A 19,673-nucleotide genomic window follows, 5' to 3' on the forward strand; every position below is an offset into this window, starting at 1 on the left:
TTTACAAAATTTACAATTATAGGTTTTGGATGCTTATTATTACCTGAAACTCCGCCATTTTAAACCTACGTTTTTTTTGGTGGAGTTCCATCTTCCACCTTTTTCACGAAAACATGTTATTCCTCTAATAAACAATCGTTTCCAAAAGCGATTTCACGTCATTTTTTTCACCGTTTTGCCCATAAAAACCTGTTTTGGCAACCATTTTTTTGGTCAAAATTCACCCCTTAACAAAATATCGGGCTGATGTAAAAAAAATGCCATTTCCTTTGTGCCATCCATTTTAAAATATAATTTTATAGCCGCAAAAGATTACAATACAGAATCTACAAACACAACTAATTAAATAATCTATAATTTTTTAGATATGGCTAAATTCAGAGGAGCAATCGTTGTAGACAACGAAAAATGCAAAGGTTGCGGTCTGTGCGTCGCCGCATGCCCGACCAAGGTAATCGACCTCCACCCCGACGTCAATGGAAAAGGTTACCACTATGCTTATATGAAAGAACCGGAAGCCTGCATCGGATGCGCAAGCTGCGCGATGGTGTGCCCGGATTCCGTCATCAGTGTTTACAAAATCAATGTACAATAAAATAAAACGACCGAACATGTCTGAAATAAAATTAATGAAGGGTAATGAAGTCATCGCTGAAGCCGCCATCCGCTGCGGATGTGACGGTTATTTCGGCTATCCCATTACCCCGCAATCGGAAGTTATGGAAACTCTCATGCTGAGAAAGCCGTGGGAGGAAACCGGAATGGTGGTGTTGCAGGCAGAGAGCGAAATCGCCTCTATCAACATGGTATACGGAGGAGCAGCCTGCGGTAAGAAAGTCATGACCTCTTCGTCCAGCCCCGGCGTCAGCCTGATGCAGGAAGGCCTCACTTATATCGCCGGCGCGGAATTGCCGTGCTTGGTTGTCGATGTGGTCAGAGGAGGCCCCGGACTGGGAACCATCCAGCCGGCACAGAGCGACTATTTCCAGGCCACCAAAGGCGGCGGACACGGGGACTATCATCTGATTGTCCTGGCTCCCGCGTCGGTGCAGGAAATGAACGACTTCGTATCGCTGGGCTTTGACCTGGCATTCAAATATCGTAACCCGGCGATGATTTTAGCTGACGGCGTCATCGGACAGATGATGGAAAAAGTGGAATTGTCCCCCTACAAACCCCGCTGGACGGAAGAAGAAATCGAAAAGATAAGCGGCGACTGGGCTTTGACGGGCAAGAAAAAAGCCCGCGGACACCACATCGTCACGTCGTTGGAACTGGACGCCCACCGACAGGAAGTGTTCAACGAAAAACTACAGCGCAAATACCGGGAAATCGAAGAAAAAGAAGTGCGGTTTGAAAAAATACACTGCGACGACGCGGAATATCTTTTCATCGCCTACGGCTCCAGCGCCCGTATATGCCAAAAATCCATCGAGCTGGCAAGACAGGAAGGTATAAAAGTCGGCTTGCTCCGTCCCATTACCCTCTATCCTTTCCCGACCCGTGCCATTGCGGAAATGGCCGAACGGACCAAAGGCATGCTCACCGTCGAGATGAGCGCCGGACAAATGGTGGAAGACGTGCGACTCGCCGTAAACGGAAAGACCCGCGTGGAACACTACGGACGTATGGGCGGTGTCGTTCCTACGCCGGAAGAGATAGTAGACGCGCTGAAAGCTAACTTTAACCTAAAACCCTAATGCAATGATTGACATTAACGATATAGTAAAACCGGAGAATCTGGTCTACGGAAAGACCTCTCTGCTTACCGATAACATCATGCACTATTGTCCGGGATGTACTCACGGAGTCGTTCACAAATTAGTGGCAGAAGTCATCGAAGAATTAGACATACAGGACAAGACCATCGGAGTTTCTCCCGTCGGATGCAGCGTATTTGCCTACAACTACATCGACATCGACTGGGCGGAAGCCGCTCACGGGCGGGCACCGGCCGTTGCCACCGCCATCAGCCGCCTGCACCCTGAAAAATATGTATTCACCTACCAGGGCGACGGCGATTTGGCCTCCATCGGATGCGGGGAAATCATGCACGCCTGCAACAGAGGAGAAAACATCGTCATCATCTTTATCAACAACGCCATCTACGGTATGACGGGAGGACAAATGGCCCCCACCACCCTTTTGGGACAGGTGACCGCCACGACTCCTTACGGACGGGATGCCAAATTAAACGGTTTCCCCCTGAAGATTACGGAACTGCTCGCACAGCTTGACGGCACCTGCTATGTCACCCGCCAGAGCGCCGATACGCCGGGAGCCGTGAGAAAAGCCAAAAGCGCCATCAAGAAAGCATTCCAAAACACCCGCCTCAACAAAGGGACTTCTTTTGTCGAAGTCGTGGGTACCTGCAACTCCGGTTGGAAATTATCCCCCGTGGAAGCCAACAAATGGATGCGCGAAAATATGTTTGAAAAATATCCGTTAGGAGACATGAAAGATATTTAAATTCGTAAAACTATGACTGAAGAAATTATTATAGCAGGCTTCGGAGGACAGGGAGTGCTTTCCATGGGTAAAATCCTCGCTTACTCCGGAATTATGCAGGACCAGGAAGTATCCTGGATGCCCTCTTACGGCCCGGAAATGCGCGGAGGTACCGCCAATGTGACCGTCATCATCAGCGACGAGCGCATCAGCTCTCCCGTTTTGACACGTTTTGACACAGCCATTATCCTGAACCAGCAATCCATGGATAAATTTGAAGCACAGGTAAAACCGGGCGGGACATTGCTTTATGACCCGAACGGCATCACCCACCATCCTACCCGCAAAGACATCAACATCTACCGGGTGGAAGCCGCCCGCCTCGCTGCGGAAAGCGGAAATCCCAAGATATTCAACATGATTATCCTCGGGGCTTTTCTGAAAGTGAAACCGGTTGTCAAACTGGAGAACATCGAAAAAGGACTGAAAAAATCCCTGCCGCCAAGACACCACAACATGATTCCGATGAACATCGAAGCGGTACAAATGGGCATGGGACACATTGAGACCGTCAATCAGCTATAAGCCTTTTTATCCATGTATAAAGAGAGGGTGTCCGTTGCTGCGGACACCCTCTTTACTTTCAACTCCTTTCGGTTTTCAGCCGCTCATTTATCAAATCCCTGTACTCCCAGTACGCCTCCTCCAGCAATATCATCTTTTCCACAAAGAAAGCATATATCCTCTCCCAATCCTCCGGACGCTGAATGCTCACATCAGGCAATTCAAAATAAATGGCACTGACCGTCCGGTCGTCAATGCCCGTATAATCCTCCTCCCACTTCAAATCCGCTCCGCAAGACTCCGACATGAGTTTCCGGTAACTCAAAAAGCACTCATACACTTCGTAACGGCGCAAACTGTTCTTATGGTCTATCTGAAACAGCACCAGCGCCTTTCGCACATCCGCAAAAAACTTCAACTGAACGGACTTTATTTTCACTCCCGTCAAAACCCAGCGCCTGCCAATCCGGTGTTTGGCACAATAGCGCTTAAAACCGCTCCAGAAACTCATCCGTAACTCTTTCGCTTCCTCCTTACTCAACATAACTCACTCAAAATAGAATATTGAAAACTGAAAATATTACCTTTGCAAAGGTACAATTTTAACAATCTATTGCCTATGTTAGATTTAAAATTCAATCCGACATACATCGAAGCGGGATGTGACGAAGCCGGAAGAGGCTGTCTGGCAGGCCCCGTTTTTGCCGCCGCCGTCATTCTTCCGGACGATTTCAGCAATGAATTGCTAAACGACTCCAAACAACTGTCCGCCCGGCAACGGGACAAATTGCGCTACATCATCGAAAGCGAAGCCGCAGCATGGGCCGTAGCTTCCCTCGATAACCACAAGATTGATGAAATAAACATCCTCAACGCTTCCATCGCAAGCATGCACCTTGCGTTAGACCAACTGACCCTCCGCCCCCAATACATCATCGTAGACGGAAACAGATTCAAGCCTTACCGAAACATTCCCCACTCCTGCATTGTAAAAGGAGACGGGAAATATATGTCAATCGCCGCCGCTTCCATCCTTGCCAAAACCCACAGGGATGAATACATGGAGAAGTTGGACAAAGAGTTTCCCATGTACAACTGGAAACAAAACAAAGGCTACCCGACGCAAGAACATCGGGACAAAATCAAGGAATTCGGCATAACCGATTTCCACCGGAGGAGTTTTAATCTAACCGATCCGCAATTGAAACTTAATTTTGATTGATATGGCATTTATAAATTCACTCATTTCGCTGCTCACCTACAAACGGTTGTCCCAGATTGATTATTTCCAGGCCAATCCGCACAAAGTACAGCGGGACGTTCTGCTGGAACTGCTGACCGCGGCAGCAAACACGGAATATGGGAAAAAATACCGCTTCCATACGATTTATACGCCGGAACAATACCGGGAACGCTTGCCTGTCATCCAATACGAAGATATCCGAGAGCAAATTAATGCCACCATGAACGGACAGCAAAACCTGCTCTGGCATGAAGAAATCAAATGGTTTGCCAAATCCTCCGGGACAACCGACGCCAAAAGCAAATTCATTCCGGTTTCGCCGGCATCCCTTGACAACTGCCATTTCCGGGGCGGAAAAGACGTCGTCGCCCTCTTTAACCGTCAGCACCCCGATGCCCAGGTATTCAACGGCAAAACGCTCGCACTCGGCGGAAGCAGCGAAATCAGCGCCACCAATACCCATTGCCAATACGGAGACCTTTCCGCCATCCTAATTTCCAACACACCTTTCTGGGCCAACTTTATGAAAACGCCCGACGCCTCCATTATGCTCATGAGCAATTGGGAGGAGAAAATCGAAAAGATATGCGAAACGACCATCAAAGAGGACGTACGCTGTTTGGCCGGCGTTCCTTCCTGGTTCCTCACGCTAATCAATAAAATCCTGGAGAAGACTGGGAAAAACAATCTACACGAAGTATGGCCCAATCTGGAACTATTCATCCACGGAGGCATCAGTTTCGGGCCTTATAAAGAGCAGTACAAGCGCCTGCTTCCCGACCCGAAAATGAAATACCTCGAGACCTACAACGCTTCGGAAGGCTTTTTCGGCATACAGGACAACCCGGACGATCCCGCCATGCTCCTGATGCTGGATTACGGGATATATTACGAATTTATGCCCATGAGCGAAGTGGGGAAAACCGCCCCCAAGACCTTGCTACTGGAAGAAATAAAAACCGGTGTCAATTATGCCCTTGTCATCACGACCAACGGCGGACTGTGGCGATACATGATTGGCGATACCATCATGTTTACCTCCACATCGCCCTACAAGTTTAAAATCACCGGACGCACCAAACTATTCATCAACGCTTTCGGCGAAGAACTCATCATCGACAACGCGCTCCGGGCTTTGCAGGAAACCTGCCAGAAAACAGGAAGCAGCATGTACGAATTTACCGCCGCCCCCATTTTCATGGAAGAAGGGAAAAAAGGCGCCCACGAATGGTTAATCGAATTTGCAACCCCGCCTGCCAATCCGGAACAATTTGCCGACCTATTGGATGCGGAACTCCAAAAGCTCAATTCCGACTACGAAGCCAAACGCTTATTGTCGCTCGAACGGCTCAAACTACACATCGCCCGCCCCCATCTCTTCAACGACTGGCTGAAAGAAAAAGGCAAACTGGGCGGTCAGCATAAAGTCCCCCGACTGTGGAACGACCGGACCCATATCGAAGAATTATTGAAAATGAACGAACAAGCATGAACATACAACTCCTGACGCCACAAGACTGGAAAGACTACGAATTAATAGACAGCGGTAACTTTGAAAAACTAGAACGCTTCGGCCGGTATATCACAGCCCGCCCGGAGCCTCAGGCCATTTGGAACAAATCCCTGTCCGACGACGAATGGAACAGGCAGGCAACCGCTTACTTCCGCAAGGACAAACGCAATGAAGAACGGGGAGAATGGATAACCCGCCCTTCCATGCCCCAGCAATGGTTCATTAATTACAATTACAAAGAGATGCACCTCCGCATGCGCCTCGGCCTCACGTCATTCAAGCACGTCGGTTTATTTCCTGAACAAGCCGAAAACTGGAACTTCATTTACGACCAAGTCAAAAAAATCGGTACCTCCGCCCGCGTACTAAACCTTTTCGCCTACACCGGCGGCGCCTCGCTGGCAGCCCGGAGCGCCGGAGCGGATGTCACCCATGTGGATTCCGTCAAACCGGTCATCACCTGGGCGCGGGAAAACATGGAGGCTTCCGGCATCGACGGCATCCGCTGGATTGTGGACGATGCGCTGAAATTCGCCCGACGGGAAGTGAAACGGGGTAAAAAATACAACGGTATCATCCTTGACCCTCCCGCCTACGGACGCGGCCCCGAAGGGGAGAAATGGATTCTCGAAGAAAACCTGAACGAACTGCTCGGCCTATGCCGCCAATTACTGGAACCCCGAAACAGCTTTTTGGTACTGAACCTGTATTCCATGGGATTATCCGCCATGCTGGCACGCACCACCGTACACCAATTGGTGGGAGAATGTACGGGAGAGAACTTCGGCGAACTGTTTTTTACCGATTCATATGGCAAATCCCTTCCGTTAGGCGTATATTACCGCTTTTGGCGTTAAAATAAACTTTCATCCCCGTTTGTTGTCATATTGGTATGTGAAACAAAAACATATAAATAAAACAACACATGATGAAAAAGATTTTATTTCTATCCGCCCTCTTTTTGACATTATTGGCAACAGGGGGATGTTCTCAACAAAAAGGCCCCCGCGACCAACACTCTCCCGAACAACAGGCAGAGAACATGATTGAACGTCTGAACAACGAACTTCAATTGACAGAGCAACAACAAAGCGAACTGAAAACTTATTTTACCGACTCGTTCAAAAAAAGAAACGAAAGTTTCAAAAAGGAGAAAGAGAACCGCGAACAGATGCGCGAACAGATGAAGAAGGAACGGGAAGCAATGGATGCCCAATTGAAAAAAGTGCTTACGGAAGAACAGTACAACACGTACAAGGAAAATGAAAAGAAGCGTCGGGAAGAATGGGGCAGGAAACGCAGGCCGGAAGGTCCCGACCAAGCTCCTATGGAAAGAAGACGCCGCCGGTAACGAAATACGTTCTATAAAAAATTCCCAGAATAACCTTCTGGGAATTTTTATAACCTGTCATTTAGAGAAAAGAAGCTCTCTGTACTTCGGCAAAGGCCACATCTCATCACTCACCATCAATTCCAGCTTATCGATATGATAGCGAATCTTCTCCATATACGGTTTCACCGTGTCAGAATAAACCTCCGCCCTCTCCACTTCATTGGCATAAGTATTATTGGCAAACTTCCGGGCTTCCGTCATCTCCACGACCATTGTTTGAATTTCATGGATATGGCGGGATATTTCCTGAATACTTTCCAACTGCACATGCCCTACCTCGGCATACATATCCGGCAATATCTCTTTCAATCCCCTGACATTCTCAATCAGCGTATTCTGATAGGCTATAGCCGTCGGGATTATATGATTCAGTGCCAAATCCCCCAACACCCGGGACTCTATCTGTAACTTCTTTAAATAAGTCTCGTTCCTGATTTCAAAACGGGCCTGCAACTCTCTCTCCGTAAAAATCCCATGCCCCACAAGCAAAGATTTAGCCTTTGGAGACAAATAAGCCTTCAACGCCCCTACACAACCACTCTCCACCGACAATCCCCGGCGGGCAGCCTCCTCTTTCCACTCTTTACTGTAACCGTTTCCTTCAAAACGGATTTTCTTACAGCCGATAATATACTTGCGTAGCGTTTGAAATATAGCCTCGTCTTTCTTCACTCCCTTATCTATCAGGGCATCTGTCTCCTTCTTGAATGCCATCAACTGCTCCGCTACGGCTGTATTCAGCACAATCATCGGTGCCCCGCAGTTTGCCGAAGAACCGACAGCCCGGAACTCAAAGCGGTTGCCGGTAAAAGCAAACGGTGACGTCCGGTTACGGTCCGTATTATCCCGCATAATCTCCGGAATCTTACCCACATTCAACTTCAACTCCGTCTTCTCGTCCGGACTCATCTTCTTGCTGCTGACCTTCGTTTCTATCTCGTCCAAAATAGAATCCAACTGTTGTCCCAAAAATACGGACATAATCACGGGAGGTGCCTCATCCCCGCCCAAACGATGCTCATTCCCTAACGAAACAATACACGCCTTGAGCAAAGCCTCGTGCTCCAATACAGCTTTCGTCGTAGCAACCAGGAAAACAAGAAACTGCATATTGGATTTCGGATTCTTTCCCGGAGACAACAGATTCACCCCCGTATCCGTCAATAGCGACCAGTTATTATGCTTTCCGGAACCATTGATACCTTTAAACGGTTTTTCATGCAAAAGCACCCGGAAATGATGATGCCGTGCCACACGCTTCATCGTAGACATCAGCAACTGGTTATGGTCTACCGCCAGATTCGCCTCCTCAAAAACCGGTGCCAGCTCAAACTGGTTGGGGGCACACTCATTATGGCGGGTTTTCACCGGAATCCCCAAACGGTGGCATTCGTATTCCAACTCATCCATGAAAGCATTCACCCGTTCGGGTATCGCCCCGAAATAATGGTCCTCCAGCTGCTGGTCCTTCGCTGCCGAATGCCCCATCAGCGTCCGTCCGCACAACTTCAAATCCGGACGGGCATCAAACAACGCCTCATCTACCAGAAAATACTCCTGCTCCCACCCCAGCGTCGCAACCACTTTCCGTACGTCCTTGTCAAAATACTGGCACACCTCCACGGCCGCCTTATCCACCAACGACAAAGCCTTCAGCATCGGCGTCTTATAATCCAGCGCTTCTCCCGTATAGGCCACAAAAACAGTAGGTATACACAACGTATTGTTATTTATAAAAGCAGGCGAGCCGGGATCCCAGGCAGTATATCCGCGGGCCTCAAACGTATTCCGGATACCCCCGTTCGGAAAACTCGAAGCATCGGGCTCCTGCTGCACCAGCAACTTCCCGTCAAACGCCTCTATCACGCTCCCGTCTTTCAATATATCGATAAAACTATCGTGTTTCTCCGCCGTAGCACCATTCAACGGATGAAACCAATGGGTATAATGCGTCGCCCCCTTCTCCACGGCCCATGTCTTCATCGCCGCTGCCACCTGGTCCGCCAATGTCCGGTTGATAGCTCCCCCCTCCTGCATGATTTTTTCCAATTCACGGAAAGCCTCCACGGAAAGATAATGCCTCATCTTATCCATAGTAAGCACATCCGCACCATACACCACAGAAATGCGTTGTCTTTTTAACTTCTCCCCCGGCACATGTCCGGACAATTCTTTCAACGCCGAAAATCTGATTTTTGCCATAACTATTAATATTAAAATTATTCACCACACCCCTCTTTCTTGAATACAAATTTATAAATAATATTATTTTTCAAACAAATCACCCCTATAAAATTCACGTTAATGTGAAAAATACTTCATTTTATACAACATACCCCTATCAATAACATTATTTCAATCATCTATATTTCATCTCATTTCTTTATTATACTTTTGTAGCGGAAAAACGAATCGTATGAAAAAAGTCGCGGCAATTCATGACTTATCGGGTTACGGAAGAGCATCACTGACAGTAGCCATTCCTATCTTATCAAACATGGGATATCAGGTATGCCCCTTACCCACGGCCATACTATCGGCACACAGCGAATACAAAAACTTTCGATGCCTGGATTTAACCGACCACATGACCTCAATTATAGAACATTGGAAAGAACTTCATCTCTCTTTCCATGCCCTCTATTCCGGCTATCTGGCCTCCGTAAAACAAATGGACATCGTTTCCCGCTTCTTCGACGACTTTAAGACACCCGATAATTTCATTTTAGTAGATCCGGTCTTGGGTGACCATCACCAGCTCTACCCGGGGATGGACCCCCTCATGGTAGAGGGTATGCGCCGCCTCTGCCGCAAAGCCGGCATCATCACGCCCAACTTGACGGAAGCCGCTTTTCTTTTAGGCAAAAACGACAACCGGCACGTTTCTTTGCGGGAAGCCGCCGACTGGTGCAAGCAACTCAGCCACGAAGGGCCCGAATACGTCATCATCACCTCCGCTCCTTCCGAAAATGAGAAAAACACCAACACCATCGCCTACAGCCGGACGGACAACCGCACATGGCAGGTCATCGGCGACTACATACCCGCGTCTTATCCCGGAACGGGCGACGCTTTTGCCAGTGTCATCACCGGCTGCCTGCTGAACGGTGACAGCCTGCCCGAAGCCGTAGACCGTGCCGTCTACTTCGTCAATATGGGCATCAAAACCACGTTCAACTACAACTGTCCCCCGTTGGACGGCATCTGTCAGGAAAAAGTATTGCATTATCTGAATGAGCCGTTACCGCACTCCCGGTATGAATTACTCCCCTTTTAAGCCCTTGCCCGAATGAAAGCCATTATTACGGATTTGGACGGAACCATTCTGCCGCAGGGCGAAAACATCAGCACCGCCACGATCAATACACTCAAACAATTGGGCAACCATCATGTCTTCCGAATCATCGCAACCGGCAGAACACTGTTTGCCGCCCGAAAATTCCTGCCGGATGATTTCCCTATCGACTACCTCATATTCTCCTCCGGCACGGGCATCATGCGCTGGCAGGACAAGAAAATCCTCGTAAGTCATCACATCAGCCGGAAAGAAACGCAAGACATCGCCGATTACCTGTGGAATTACAACATCAATTTCACCATTCAGCAGGAAATACCGGACAACCATTACTTTTATTATACCGACATCTATCCCAAACACACCGACTTTCAAAGAAGGGTGGAAAAATTTCAGGAATTCGGGACCATTATTCAAAACAGCGCGGAAATAAAAACCGCCGCCTCTCAAATAATCCTTATCCTGCATCCCGAACAAATAAAATTAATCGAAAAAATCAAAAAGGAACTGCCCGGCTACTCCGTCCTCCGTTCCACCTCCCCTTTCGACTACAAAGCCATCTGGCTGGAAATATATCCCCGCGGCATCAACAAAGGCTACACCTGTCGTGAATTACTGCGGATGCTTCACCTCTCCGGAGAAGAATGCGCCGGTATTGGCAACGACTACAACGATACGGACTTTCTTGACATCTGTGCCCAAAGCTACGTTGTCGCCAACGCGCCGGAGCAACTCAAAGCATGCTATAAATCCGTTGCTTCCGACAGAAACAACGGATTTACGGAATGTGTATCCAAAATATGGAAACTGGAATTATAACACGTGATACTCCTTCAGTAAAGCCTCCATCTCCCGTTGGAGCTTGCAGGCTTCTTCCCCTGCCCGAACGGCAAAATTCTCGGTCTTGTCGGCAAAAATAATACCTCTGGAAGAATTTACGATAAGCCCGCAATGAGCATTCATACCGTATTTGGCAACCTCTTCCAGACTTCCGCCCTGCGCACCCACACCCGGCACCAACAGAAAATGGTCCGGAATAATCCGGCGGATACCTCCCAGCATCTCCGCTTTCGTCGCACCGACCACATACATCATATTCTCTTTATTTCCCCACTCCTGGGATTTCGTCAGCACCTTCTCATACAACTTCTCACCCCCATTTTCAAAAAACTGGAAATCAAACGCCCCCTTGTTGGACGTCAATGCCAGCAATATCACCCATTTATTCTTATACTCCAGAAAAGGCGTAACCGAATCCTCTCCCATATAAGGAGCAACGGTAATCGCGTCAAAATCGAACGTCTCCAGAAACGCCTTGGCATACATGCGGGAAGTATTTCCGATATCTCCCCTTTTGGCATCGGCAATAATCAATATTTCCGGATAATGCTCCTTAATATAACGCACCGTCTTTTGCAGGCTAATCCAACCCTCTACACTGCGGCTCTCGTAAAAAGCGATATTCGGCTTGTAAGCCACCGTCACGGCCGCCGTAGCATCCACAATCCGTTTATTAAACTCAAAAACAGGATCCTCCTCTCCCGACAAATGAGGCGGGAGTTTATCTATATCGGAGTCAAGCCCCACACACAAAAACGACTTTTTCTTCTTTATCTGTTCAAAAAGTTCCGTATAATTCATAATAATCTATTTTAAAGACCGCTTGCTTTCAAGCGCTCGGTATTCTCCTCTATCTGCAATTTCTCGATAATCTCATCAATCTCCCCGTCCATCACGGCCGCCAGATTATACAGGGTAAAATTAATGCGGTGGTCCGTCACCCGTCCCTGGGGATAATTATAAGTCCGGATTTTGGCCGACCTGTCGCCGGTAGACACCATCGTCCGTCTCTTGGCAGATATATCGTCGAGATACTTCTGATGCTCCTTATCGTAAATAAAAGAACGCAACCGGGTCAGCGCCCGCTCTTTATTTTTCGGTTGGTCGCGCGTCTCCGTACACTCAATCAATATCTCCTCCGCCACCCCTGTATTCGGATTCTTCCACATATACCGCAAACGCACACCCGATTCCACCTTGTTCACATTCTGTCCTCCCGCCCCGCTCGAACGGAAAGTATCCCATTTAATCTCCCCCTCATTGATTTGTACGTCAAACTCCTCCGCCTCCGGCAACACGGCAACCGTCGCCGCCGAAGTATGCACCCGTCCCTGCGTCTCCGTCTCCGGCACCCGCTGCACCCGATGCACACCCGACTCATACTTTAAAATCCCGTACACCCCGCTTCCGGACACGCTGGCCACAATCTCCTTGTATCCGCCGGCCGTCCCCTCATTCGCATTCGTCACCTCCAGTTTCCATCCCTGCTTTTCACAAAACCTCACATACATCCGAAACAAATCCCCCGCAAAAAGACACGCCTCATCACCGCCCGTACCTCCCCGGATTTCCAGGATGGCATTCTTACTGTCCTCCGGCTCTGCCGGAATCAACAACATCTTTATCTGCTGCTCCATCTCCGGCAACTTCTCTGTCAGTTCATCCAGCTCCATCTGCGCCATTTCCCGCAACTCCTTATCACTCTCCGACGCCAGAATCTCCCGCGACTCCTCCACGGTCCGGCAAGCCGCCGCATAACGGTCCGCCACCGCCGTAATCTCCTCCAACTCCTTATACTCTTTCGTCAAACGCACATAACGCTTCATATCCTGAATCACATCAGGGTCTGTGATCAATTGTCCGATTTCCCGGAAACGGATATAATACGTCTCCAATTTCTCTAACAGCGGATTCTCCATGTACTCGGTTTTCTATAATTTCACGACAAAAATAATATTTTTTACACGAAATAAATCCCCTACTTCTTCCACTCCAGCCGGACATTCTGTATCAGCTGCTCGCTCAGGCTGAAATGAACCGCACAGCTCTTCGTCGTCCTTTCCAAAGCTGTCTTGTGCTTATCGGAAAACTCCCGGTCGGGCATGTGAAACACAATCTCCACCTCCCCAATTCTCCGGTGGGGCTCCTGCGCCATTTTCTTGGTAATTTCAATCTCCGTCCCCGTCAGGTCAATCCCCGCATTATCCGCATAAATCCCCATCGTCGTCATCATACACGCCGCCAAAGACGTTGCACATAAATCCGTCGGGGAAAAAGCCTCCCCCTTCCCGTGATTGTCCACGGGAGCGTCCGTCACAATCTTCGTGCCGCTCTGAAGATGTTCACACTCTACTCTTAATCCTCCTAAATACCTTGCTTTTACTGTTGCCATTTCTTTCAATTATTAATTAATACATCATTTATCTCTAATCAAACACCTGTATCGCCTCCGGGAAATGCTCCACCGCCCCGCTCTCCGCATCCACAAGTACCAAATCAAACCGCAACTCCCTGACCAACCGACGCCGTTCCAGATAGGCCGCACCCGCCGCCAGCAAATTACGCTTCTTTTTCCTGTCCATCAACTCGGCGGGATATTCCGTCCCGTTCCGGCGGGTCTTCACTTCTACAATAATGACACACTTTCCGTCCGTACATATTATATCCACCTCCTTATGCCCTATCCGCCAATTGCGCTCCAATATAACATATCCCCCGGCTTCCAGATACTCCGCAGCCCTTTTCTCTCCGTCACAACCTATATCCGCCTTCGTCATCATGCAAAAGTTTTAACCAAAAATAAATAAAAAAACGGGAACAACAATACCTGCCCTCACAGAAAGATTTCGGCAATTTTACTTTTGAATTTCTAAACTTTATTGTATATCTTTGTATGGTTTTTAGAAAACTACCGTCTATGTCTAAAAAAAGAGTCTTATTTATATCCTCGGAAATAATGCCTTATTTACCCGAAACGGAAATGTCTCACATCGGAAGATATTTACCTCAAGGCATACAGGAAAAAGGAAAAGAAATCCGCACATTCATGCCGCGTTTCGGTTGCATTAACGAAAGACGCAACCAGTTGCACGAAGTCATTCGTTTATCGGGGATGAACCTCATCATCAACGACACGGACCACCCTTTGATTATCAAAGTTGCCTCCATACAAGCCGCCCGCATGCAAGTATACTTCATCGACAATGAAGACTACTTCCACCATAGGCAAATTGTCCGGGACGATCAAGGCGTCTTCTACGAAGACAACGACGAAAGAGCCATTTTCTTTGCAAGAGGAGTCTTAGAGACCGTCAAGAAGCTCAGATGGGATCCGGATTTAATCTATTGCCAGGGATGGTTTACGGCTTTAATTCCCCTTTATCTGAAAAAAGAATACTTCGACGACCCCATGTTCGCCCGCTCGCAGGTAGTATATTCCACCTCTGACGATTATTTTGAAGGAAGCCTGAAGAAAAGTTTTCACAAAAAAATACTGACGGGCAGCGTCGTTGCCAAAGACGTGGCGCAGGTGAAAGAACCGACGTATGACAACATCAACAAATTGGCATTTTCCTACGCAGACGGCATCATCCTGAACACGCCCGACCTCTCTCCGGAATTAAAAGACTACGCGGTCAATACCCAAAAACCGGTGCTCGAATACCCGAACAAAGAAGAATACATCGACGTCTACTCCGATTTCTTCGATAAAATCATGGATGCCCAGAAATAAAAAAAACTGTTTATATAAAAAACGTTCCCGAAAAGTCTTGATGTATCTTTTTCGGGAACGTTTTATTTTACACCTGTCCGGCGGAGTACTATCCTTTACCCAACTTCTCCTGCCATCTCCACGTATTCGCCAACGTCTCCACCAAAGGCACTCCGGCTTTCCAGCCCAGTTCCGTATTCGCCACCGTGGTATCCGCCCACACTTTCTCGATATCTCCCGCACGACGGCCGACAATCTTATAATTCACCTTCTTACCCGTTGCCTTCTCAAAAGCCTGAATCAATTCCAGCACGGAAACACCGTTACCCGTACCGATATTAAAATACTCGTAATTAGCCTTATTCTTGCCGTCCAGCAAACGACGAATCGCCACCACGTGAGCCTTGGCCAAATCGATAACATCTATATAATCCCGCACCGGCGTACCGTCAGGCGTATTGTAATCATTCCCGAACACACTCAACTGTTCACGGATACCGGCAACCGTCTGTGTCAGATAAGGAATCAGATTATTGGGCACCCCGTTCGGCAACTCCCCGATACAAGCGGAAGGATGGGCACCAATCGGATTGAAATAACGCAAGGCGATCAGATTCATATCCTTCTCCACTTTCGCCAAATCGCGCAAAATATCCTCACACATCGCCTTTGTATTGCCGTAAGGCGACTCGGCCTGCTTGCGCGGTGTCTGCTCCGTCACCGGCAAAACATCGGCTTGCCCGTACACCGTACAGGAAGAAGAAAATACCAGATTCTTTACACCGAACTCCCGCATGGAAAGCAGTACATTCATCAAAGAATTCAAATTATTCTTATAATACTCCAGCGGCATGCTCACCGACTCGCCCACCGCCTTCAGCGCTGCAAAATGAATCACCGCCTTGATATCCCGATGGCGGGCAAAAAAATCACGGGTAGCCTTCTCGTCCGTCAAATCGAACTGTTCAAACTCCGGACGCACACCTGTAATCTTTTCAATACCGTCCAATACCTGAATATTGGAATTACACAAATTATCCACGATGACCACTTCAAAACCGCTCTGCTGAAGTTCCACCACCGTATGCGAACCGATATAGCCGGTTCCTCCCGTAACAAATACTTTCATTTTATTCTATTTAAAAAATTATTTCTGACCTTTCGGACATACAAAGTAAGCAATAAAATATCAATTTTTGCAAAAAGATTCCGTTTTGTATTGCAATATCAAATATTTTTTCTACTTTTGTAGTATGCATAGATTTATAGAATATATATCCGATCTTCTTTTCCTGCATGATTGCGTAATCATTCCTGAATTCGGGGGATTTATATGCAATTACCAAAGTGCAGCCATTGATGAAGAAAGCGGCATCATTTGCCCTCCGGCAAAAATGATTGTATTCAACCGGAATCTGAAGCACAACGACGGTTTATTGGTCAACTGGGTGGCATCCAAAGAAAACATCCCTTACCAGAAAGCCGCCAAACAAGTGGAACTCTTTACCGAAGAACTGAAAGTAAAACTCAACCAACGGCAAAGAATCGCATTCGGCGACCTCGGCACATTTTATACCGATCGCAGGTTCAATATCATTTTTGAAAGCGACGACTATAACTTTTTGGCCGACACCTACGGAATGGAGAAAATCGAGGTGCAAAAGCTAACATCGGAAGCACCCAAAAACACTTCTTCACAAATTCACATCCCTTCCGGTTCCGAACTGCCTCCGTATACCTATCTCAACATGGAGTCCCGGAATTGGGTACACCGTCTGTTAAAATACGGAATGGCGGCTGCCATACTTGCCGGTATCATCTTCCTGTCCCATCTTGCTTATATTTATTGGGACACCGACTACACGCAAGGAGGAGTTGCCACAGCCACCGTACAGCCTATCCTTCCGCAAATGCAAACAAATGCGAATGCACAGGCTAAAAACTTCCAGTTGGTCATATCACCTGACTATGACTACGTCAATTATGACCCGTTAGCAGATTAAATCCTCTCAATCAGGCAAATTACACAATGCATTCACGGCACAGAACAGAATGTAAAGGGGTATAATAAAAGGTAATATCATCCACCCGCAACACATGGCGAGCACAACAAGCGTGCCGAAATACATATAGACCGATTTGTTCTCCTGCCAGCCGAATCCGGAAATCTTCAAAGAAAACATCGGAAGTTCCGACACCAGTAAGAGGGACAGAATAACCGTACAAATCGCCAGTTCCCATACATTTCCGAAAAACGCACTGTAAAACTCAGGCGCTTTCAACCGGGTGAAAACCAACGTCACCCAAAACAAAGCATGCGCAGGCACCGGCAGACCGATAAAAGAAACAGACTGCCGCGTATCCAGATTAAATTTGGCCAGTCTGAAAGCAGAAAAAACAGGTATCAACAAAGGAACAAACAACAACACCCGCTCGTAAACCGCCAACAGTTCCCAACTCTCCACCCCTTCCGGCAACAACAGTTCCCGAATCAGCAAATGCGCCAACAGCGCCGGAGCGACACCGAAACTAATCACATCCGCCAGGGAATCCAACTCCTTCCCCATATCCGACTTCACGTGCAAAAGGCGCGCCACCATCCCGTCAAAAAAATCAAACACCATTCCGATCAAAATAAAACAGGCCGCCCAAACCAGCTCTCCATACAAAGCCATAAACACGGACATCGCTCCCGAAGCCGCATTCAATCCCGTTATCAGATTAGGAATATATTTTTTCTTATTCATAGGTCGCAACCCTTTAGATTTAGCGAACGAAAATACAACAAAAAAACGATTCACCCAAATTCCGCCTTCCCCACCGCCAGTCTACGAAGAAACAAGCTACTATCCGGGTAGAGACCGGGTCCTTTCTCTACCCCCTCCCTACCCCCTCTCTACCCTTTCCCTACTCACGGGCAGAAAAAAAGTAGGCCGATACCGGCGACGAATCCCGCGAAACCTCCGGTTACCATACGGACAATAGCCGGAATCCTTACGTTATAAGAGCGTTTGTAAAAGAAACTAAATTTAACTACATTTGACGCGTTCGCGTGACTTTGCTTACACGAACGTACGTATTTGATTAAAAGCGTTTCGGCTTTATCCTTGTATAGAAATCTGGACAATTTCAACGCCAAGGGATAGCGATACAAACGCTCATGCTTGTCCTATATACCTACCAAGTTATATTCGGTCTGGCGTGGGGTGTCGTTTTATTTTGGCGTTAGGAAGTCCAGATCCTCTATACAGATAAAACGGAAAAATTCCCACGCTTTTTGTGTGCTATAAACCTGTCTCTTGGGGAATGGAGACCCAAAAACATTACATGATGAAAATTATTTTTTTACTCGCATTGCTTGCGACGATATGTACTGCATTCGGACAAGGGCAAACTCCACATTCAGAGAGCTTCGATGTGGTGAAATATGTTGAGGATTATATTAAAGAAAACATGAAAAAGCCTACTCCCCAAGGAGAGTTCGAGACGAAGAGTGAATGGGAAGAACGGGTTCGCAAAGAAAAGTATGAGCAAAGAAAAGAGCTTATGCACGAAGCATTATACAAATTGTACGGTTCCCCTTTTGAAAAAAAGGTTAATCTCAGATTAGGACAATATGATATTGAACACGAATGTTTCCCCATGGAAACAAACGGCCTGGGAAGCTACGCATTGCCTTCAAGCAAAGATGATGGTCCCAAATGGAGAGCATTATGGAATTCCGGAAAATTCTCTATCAGAAATACATACAAATACGGGGTGGTAAATGGAAAACCTCGATTGGTATTCCTTCCCGCCATAAAAGATTTTGGATCCAAATACACAAATACAGACCAAGGGATTTATTTTTTTGATAAAGAAACGGGAAAATTCATTGAGTTTGTGTGGAGTTATGGCAGTTGGGGGGAATGGAAGAAATTCAAGAATTTTGTATGGGATTATAACAAATGGATACCGGGTGAAATGTTGAAGAGAGAAGAAGCAAAGAAGAAAGAGGAAGAAAAATATGGAAATGAAATTTTTGACGAAGTCGACCAAATGCCTCAATTCAACGGAAACATAAACCGATGGTTAAAAGACAATTTGAAATATCCGGTAAAGGCACATGAGAACGGTATTATGGGACGTGTGCTTGTGGCCTTTGTCATTGAAAAAGATGGGAGCATCACAGATGTAGAAGTTGTCGAGTCGGTAGACCCGTCACTGGATGAAGAAGCCGTACGTGTCGTGAAAACTATGTCCGGGAAATGGACGCCGGGGAAAATAGACGGGATTCCTGTTCGGGTTGCATGCGCCATTCCTATCAATTTCACCTTAAGTAATTAATTCAATTAACCTATAAATTTAAAAGACATGAAAATTAATGAAGCATTAGATTTAAAAGAAGTAAAGAAAGTAATCGAAGCATTGAAAAACGAAAAGAAAACAGAATTCTCATCACATGATTTCATCAAAAAATATGCATGGCATCATGAAGAAAAATATGTAGAAATGTTATACGAGCACAAAACAAATGAACCCTTCCGAACTGTACATGCTAAAATTGCACTTTTCTTAGCACAACATACAGAAGAGTTAAAAATTAAAAAGATAACACGAAAAGAAAGTATGAACATTTTCGGACATGAAACTGAAGTACAATTCTGGATTCATTCGCTCTAAAAA

At 47.1% G+C, this 19,673-nt stretch carries 22 protein-coding genes; 14 read left to right on the forward strand and 8 right to left on the reverse strand.

The genetic code is table 11. From position 1 onward, the window contains the following. The first annotated feature begins 367 nt into the window (after positions 1–367). The 4 genes from NFR61_RS05150 to NFR61_RS05165 are packed head-to-tail and all read left to right on the forward strand — an operon-like array spanning position 368 to position 3,033. Positions 368–595, forward strand: a complete 228-nt coding sequence (locus NFR61_RS05150; protein WP_251621308.1) for a 4Fe-4S dicluster domain-containing protein — start codon at positions 368–370, stop codon at positions 593–595. 16 nt (positions 596–611) lie between these two features. After that, a complete protein-coding gene (locus tag NFR61_RS05155) occupies positions 612–1,700 on the forward strand; it encodes a 3-methyl-2-oxobutanoate dehydrogenase subunit VorB (RefSeq protein WP_251621311.1) in 1,089 nt (362 codons plus the stop codon). 4 nt (positions 1,701–1,704) lie between these two features. Further along, the gene (locus NFR61_RS05160) at positions 1,705–2,469 is read left to right on the forward strand and encodes a thiamine pyrophosphate-dependent enzyme (RefSeq protein ID WP_420910105.1); all 765 of its coding nucleotides are present in this window, start codon (positions 1,705–1,707) and stop codon (positions 2,467–2,469) included. 12 nt (positions 2,470–2,481) lie between these two features. Continuing rightward, positions 2,482–3,033 (forward strand): 2-oxoacid:acceptor oxidoreductase family protein, encoded by a 552-nt coding sequence (locus NFR61_RS05165; RefSeq protein WP_251621313.1) that lies wholly within the window; start codon positions 2,482–2,484, stop codon positions 3,031–3,033. 58 nt (positions 3,034–3,091) lie between these two features. On the opposite strand, the gene NFR61_RS05170 is transcribed toward NFR61_RS05165, so the two are convergent. After that, complete coding sequence (locus NFR61_RS05170) at positions 3,092–3,556, reverse strand: DUF4268 domain-containing protein (protein WP_251621314.1); 465 nt, start codon at positions 3,554–3,556, stop codon at positions 3,092–3,094. A 75-nt stretch (positions 3,557–3,631) separates the two neighbouring features. Here NFR61_RS05170 and NFR61_RS05175 point away from each other — a divergent pair, with 75 nt between their 5' ends. From NFR61_RS05175 to NFR61_RS05190, 4 genes are all read left to right on the forward strand, one after another. Further along, positions 3,632–4,234 (forward strand): ribonuclease HII, encoded by a 603-nt coding sequence (locus NFR61_RS05175; protein ID WP_251621315.1) that lies wholly within the window; start codon positions 3,632–3,634, stop codon positions 4,232–4,234. Between the two features lies 1 nt (position 4,235). Beyond that, entirely contained in the window at positions 4,236–5,747 is a 1,512-nt protein-coding gene (locus NFR61_RS05180) for a GH3 auxin-responsive promoter family protein (RefSeq protein WP_251621319.1), read from the forward strand. Then, positions 5,744–6,625: a class I SAM-dependent methyltransferase gene (locus NFR61_RS05185; protein ID WP_251621329.1), complete on the forward strand. Its 882-nt coding sequence runs from the start codon at positions 5,744–5,746 to the stop codon at positions 6,623–6,625. The genes NFR61_RS05180 and NFR61_RS05185 overlap by 4 nt, the downstream gene beginning before the upstream one ends. A 68-nt stretch (positions 6,626–6,693) precedes the next feature. Next, on the forward strand, positions 6,694–7,119 hold the full coding sequence (locus NFR61_RS05190) for a DUF4890 domain-containing protein (RefSeq protein ID WP_251621332.1): 426 nt from the start codon (positions 6,694–6,696) through the stop codon (positions 7,117–7,119). 57 nt (positions 7,120–7,176) lie between these two features. Here the strand turns inward: NFR61_RS05190 and NFR61_RS05195 are convergent, their stop codons facing one another. Beyond that, the gene (locus NFR61_RS05195; protein WP_251621334.1) at positions 7,177–9,363 is read right to left on the reverse strand and encodes a glutamine synthetase III family protein; all 2,187 of its coding nucleotides are present in this window, start codon (positions 9,361–9,363) and stop codon (positions 7,177–7,179) included. 214 nt (positions 9,364–9,577) lie between these two features. Here NFR61_RS05195 and NFR61_RS05200 point away from each other — a divergent pair, with 214 nt between their 5' ends. Then, on the forward strand, positions 9,578–10,438 hold the full coding sequence (locus NFR61_RS05200) for a pyridoxamine kinase (protein ID WP_251621336.1): 861 nt from the start codon (positions 9,578–9,580) through the stop codon (positions 10,436–10,438). Between the two features lie 12 nt (positions 10,439–10,450). After that, positions 10,451–11,275 (forward strand): HAD-IIB family hydrolase, encoded by an 825-nt coding sequence (locus tag NFR61_RS05205; protein ID WP_251621338.1) that lies wholly within the window; start codon positions 10,451–10,453, stop codon positions 11,273–11,275. Here NFR61_RS05205 and pyrF read toward each other — a convergent pair. From pyrF to NFR61_RS05225, 4 genes are read right to left on the reverse strand one after another with little or no spacing between them, the layout of a single operon-like run. Continuing rightward, complete coding sequence (pyrF, locus tag NFR61_RS05210; RefSeq protein WP_251621340.1) at positions 11,270–12,097, reverse strand: orotidine-5'-phosphate decarboxylase; 828 nt, start codon at positions 12,095–12,097, stop codon at positions 11,270–11,272. The genes NFR61_RS05205 and pyrF overlap by 6 nt on opposite strands. An 11-nt stretch (positions 12,098–12,108) precedes the next feature. Beyond that, a complete protein-coding gene (prfA, locus tag NFR61_RS05215; protein ID WP_251621343.1) occupies positions 12,109–13,215 on the reverse strand; it encodes a peptide chain release factor 1 in 1,107 nt (368 codons plus the stop codon). Positions 13,216–13,274: 59 nt separating this feature from the next. Continuing rightward, positions 13,275–13,688 (reverse strand): OsmC family protein, encoded by a 414-nt coding sequence (locus tag NFR61_RS05220; protein WP_251621346.1) that lies wholly within the window; start codon positions 13,686–13,688, stop codon positions 13,275–13,277. Between the two features lie 34 nt (positions 13,689–13,722). Then, positions 13,723–14,076, reverse strand: coding sequence for a YraN family protein (locus tag NFR61_RS05225; protein ID WP_251621348.1), 354 nt, complete (start codon positions 14,074–14,076; stop codon positions 13,723–13,725). Between the two features lie 137 nt (positions 14,077–14,213). Here NFR61_RS05225 and NFR61_RS05230 point away from each other — a divergent pair, with 137 nt between their 5' ends. Then, a complete protein-coding gene (locus tag NFR61_RS05230) occupies positions 14,214–15,029 on the forward strand; it encodes a glycogen/starch synthase (RefSeq protein ID WP_251621350.1) in 816 nt (271 codons plus the stop codon). 88 nt (positions 15,030–15,117) lie between these two features. Here NFR61_RS05230 and galE read toward each other — a convergent pair whose 3' ends face one another. Next, complete coding sequence (gene galE / locus NFR61_RS05235) at positions 15,118–16,137, reverse strand: UDP-glucose 4-epimerase GalE (protein WP_251621353.1); 1,020 nt, start codon at positions 16,135–16,137, stop codon at positions 15,118–15,120. 124 nt (positions 16,138–16,261) lie between these two features. On the opposite strand from galE, the gene NFR61_RS05240 reads away from it, so the two are divergent. After that, the gene (locus NFR61_RS05240; RefSeq protein ID WP_251621355.1) at positions 16,262–17,011 is read left to right on the forward strand and encodes an HU domain-containing protein; all 750 of its coding nucleotides are present in this window, start codon (positions 16,262–16,264) and stop codon (positions 17,009–17,011) included. Between the two features lie 6 nt (positions 17,012–17,017). On the opposite strand, the gene pssA is transcribed toward NFR61_RS05240, so the two are convergent. After that, the gene (gene pssA, locus NFR61_RS05245) at positions 17,018–17,755 is read right to left on the reverse strand and encodes a CDP-diacylglycerol--serine O-phosphatidyltransferase (protein ID WP_251621357.1); all 738 of its coding nucleotides are present in this window, start codon (positions 17,753–17,755) and stop codon (positions 17,018–17,020) included. A 580-nt stretch (positions 17,756–18,335) separates the two neighbouring features. Here pssA and NFR61_RS05250 point away from each other — a divergent pair. Together NFR61_RS05250 and NFR61_RS05255 are read left to right on the forward strand one after the other, a co-directional pair. Continuing rightward, positions 18,336–19,334: an energy transducer TonB gene (locus NFR61_RS05250; RefSeq protein ID WP_251621358.1), complete on the forward strand. Its 999-nt coding sequence runs from the start codon at positions 18,336–18,338 to the stop codon at positions 19,332–19,334. 27 nt (positions 19,335–19,361) lie between these two features. After that, on the forward strand, positions 19,362–19,670 hold the full coding sequence (locus tag NFR61_RS05255) for a hypothetical protein (RefSeq protein WP_251621359.1): 309 nt from the start codon (positions 19,362–19,364) through the stop codon (positions 19,668–19,670). Positions 19,671–19,673: the final 3 nt, after the last annotated feature.

The sequence above is a fragment of the Odoribacter lunatus genome (assembly GCF_943193135.1).
Classification (GTDB): Bacteria; Bacteroidota; Bacteroidia; order Bacteroidales; family Marinifilaceae; genus Culturomica; species Culturomica lunata.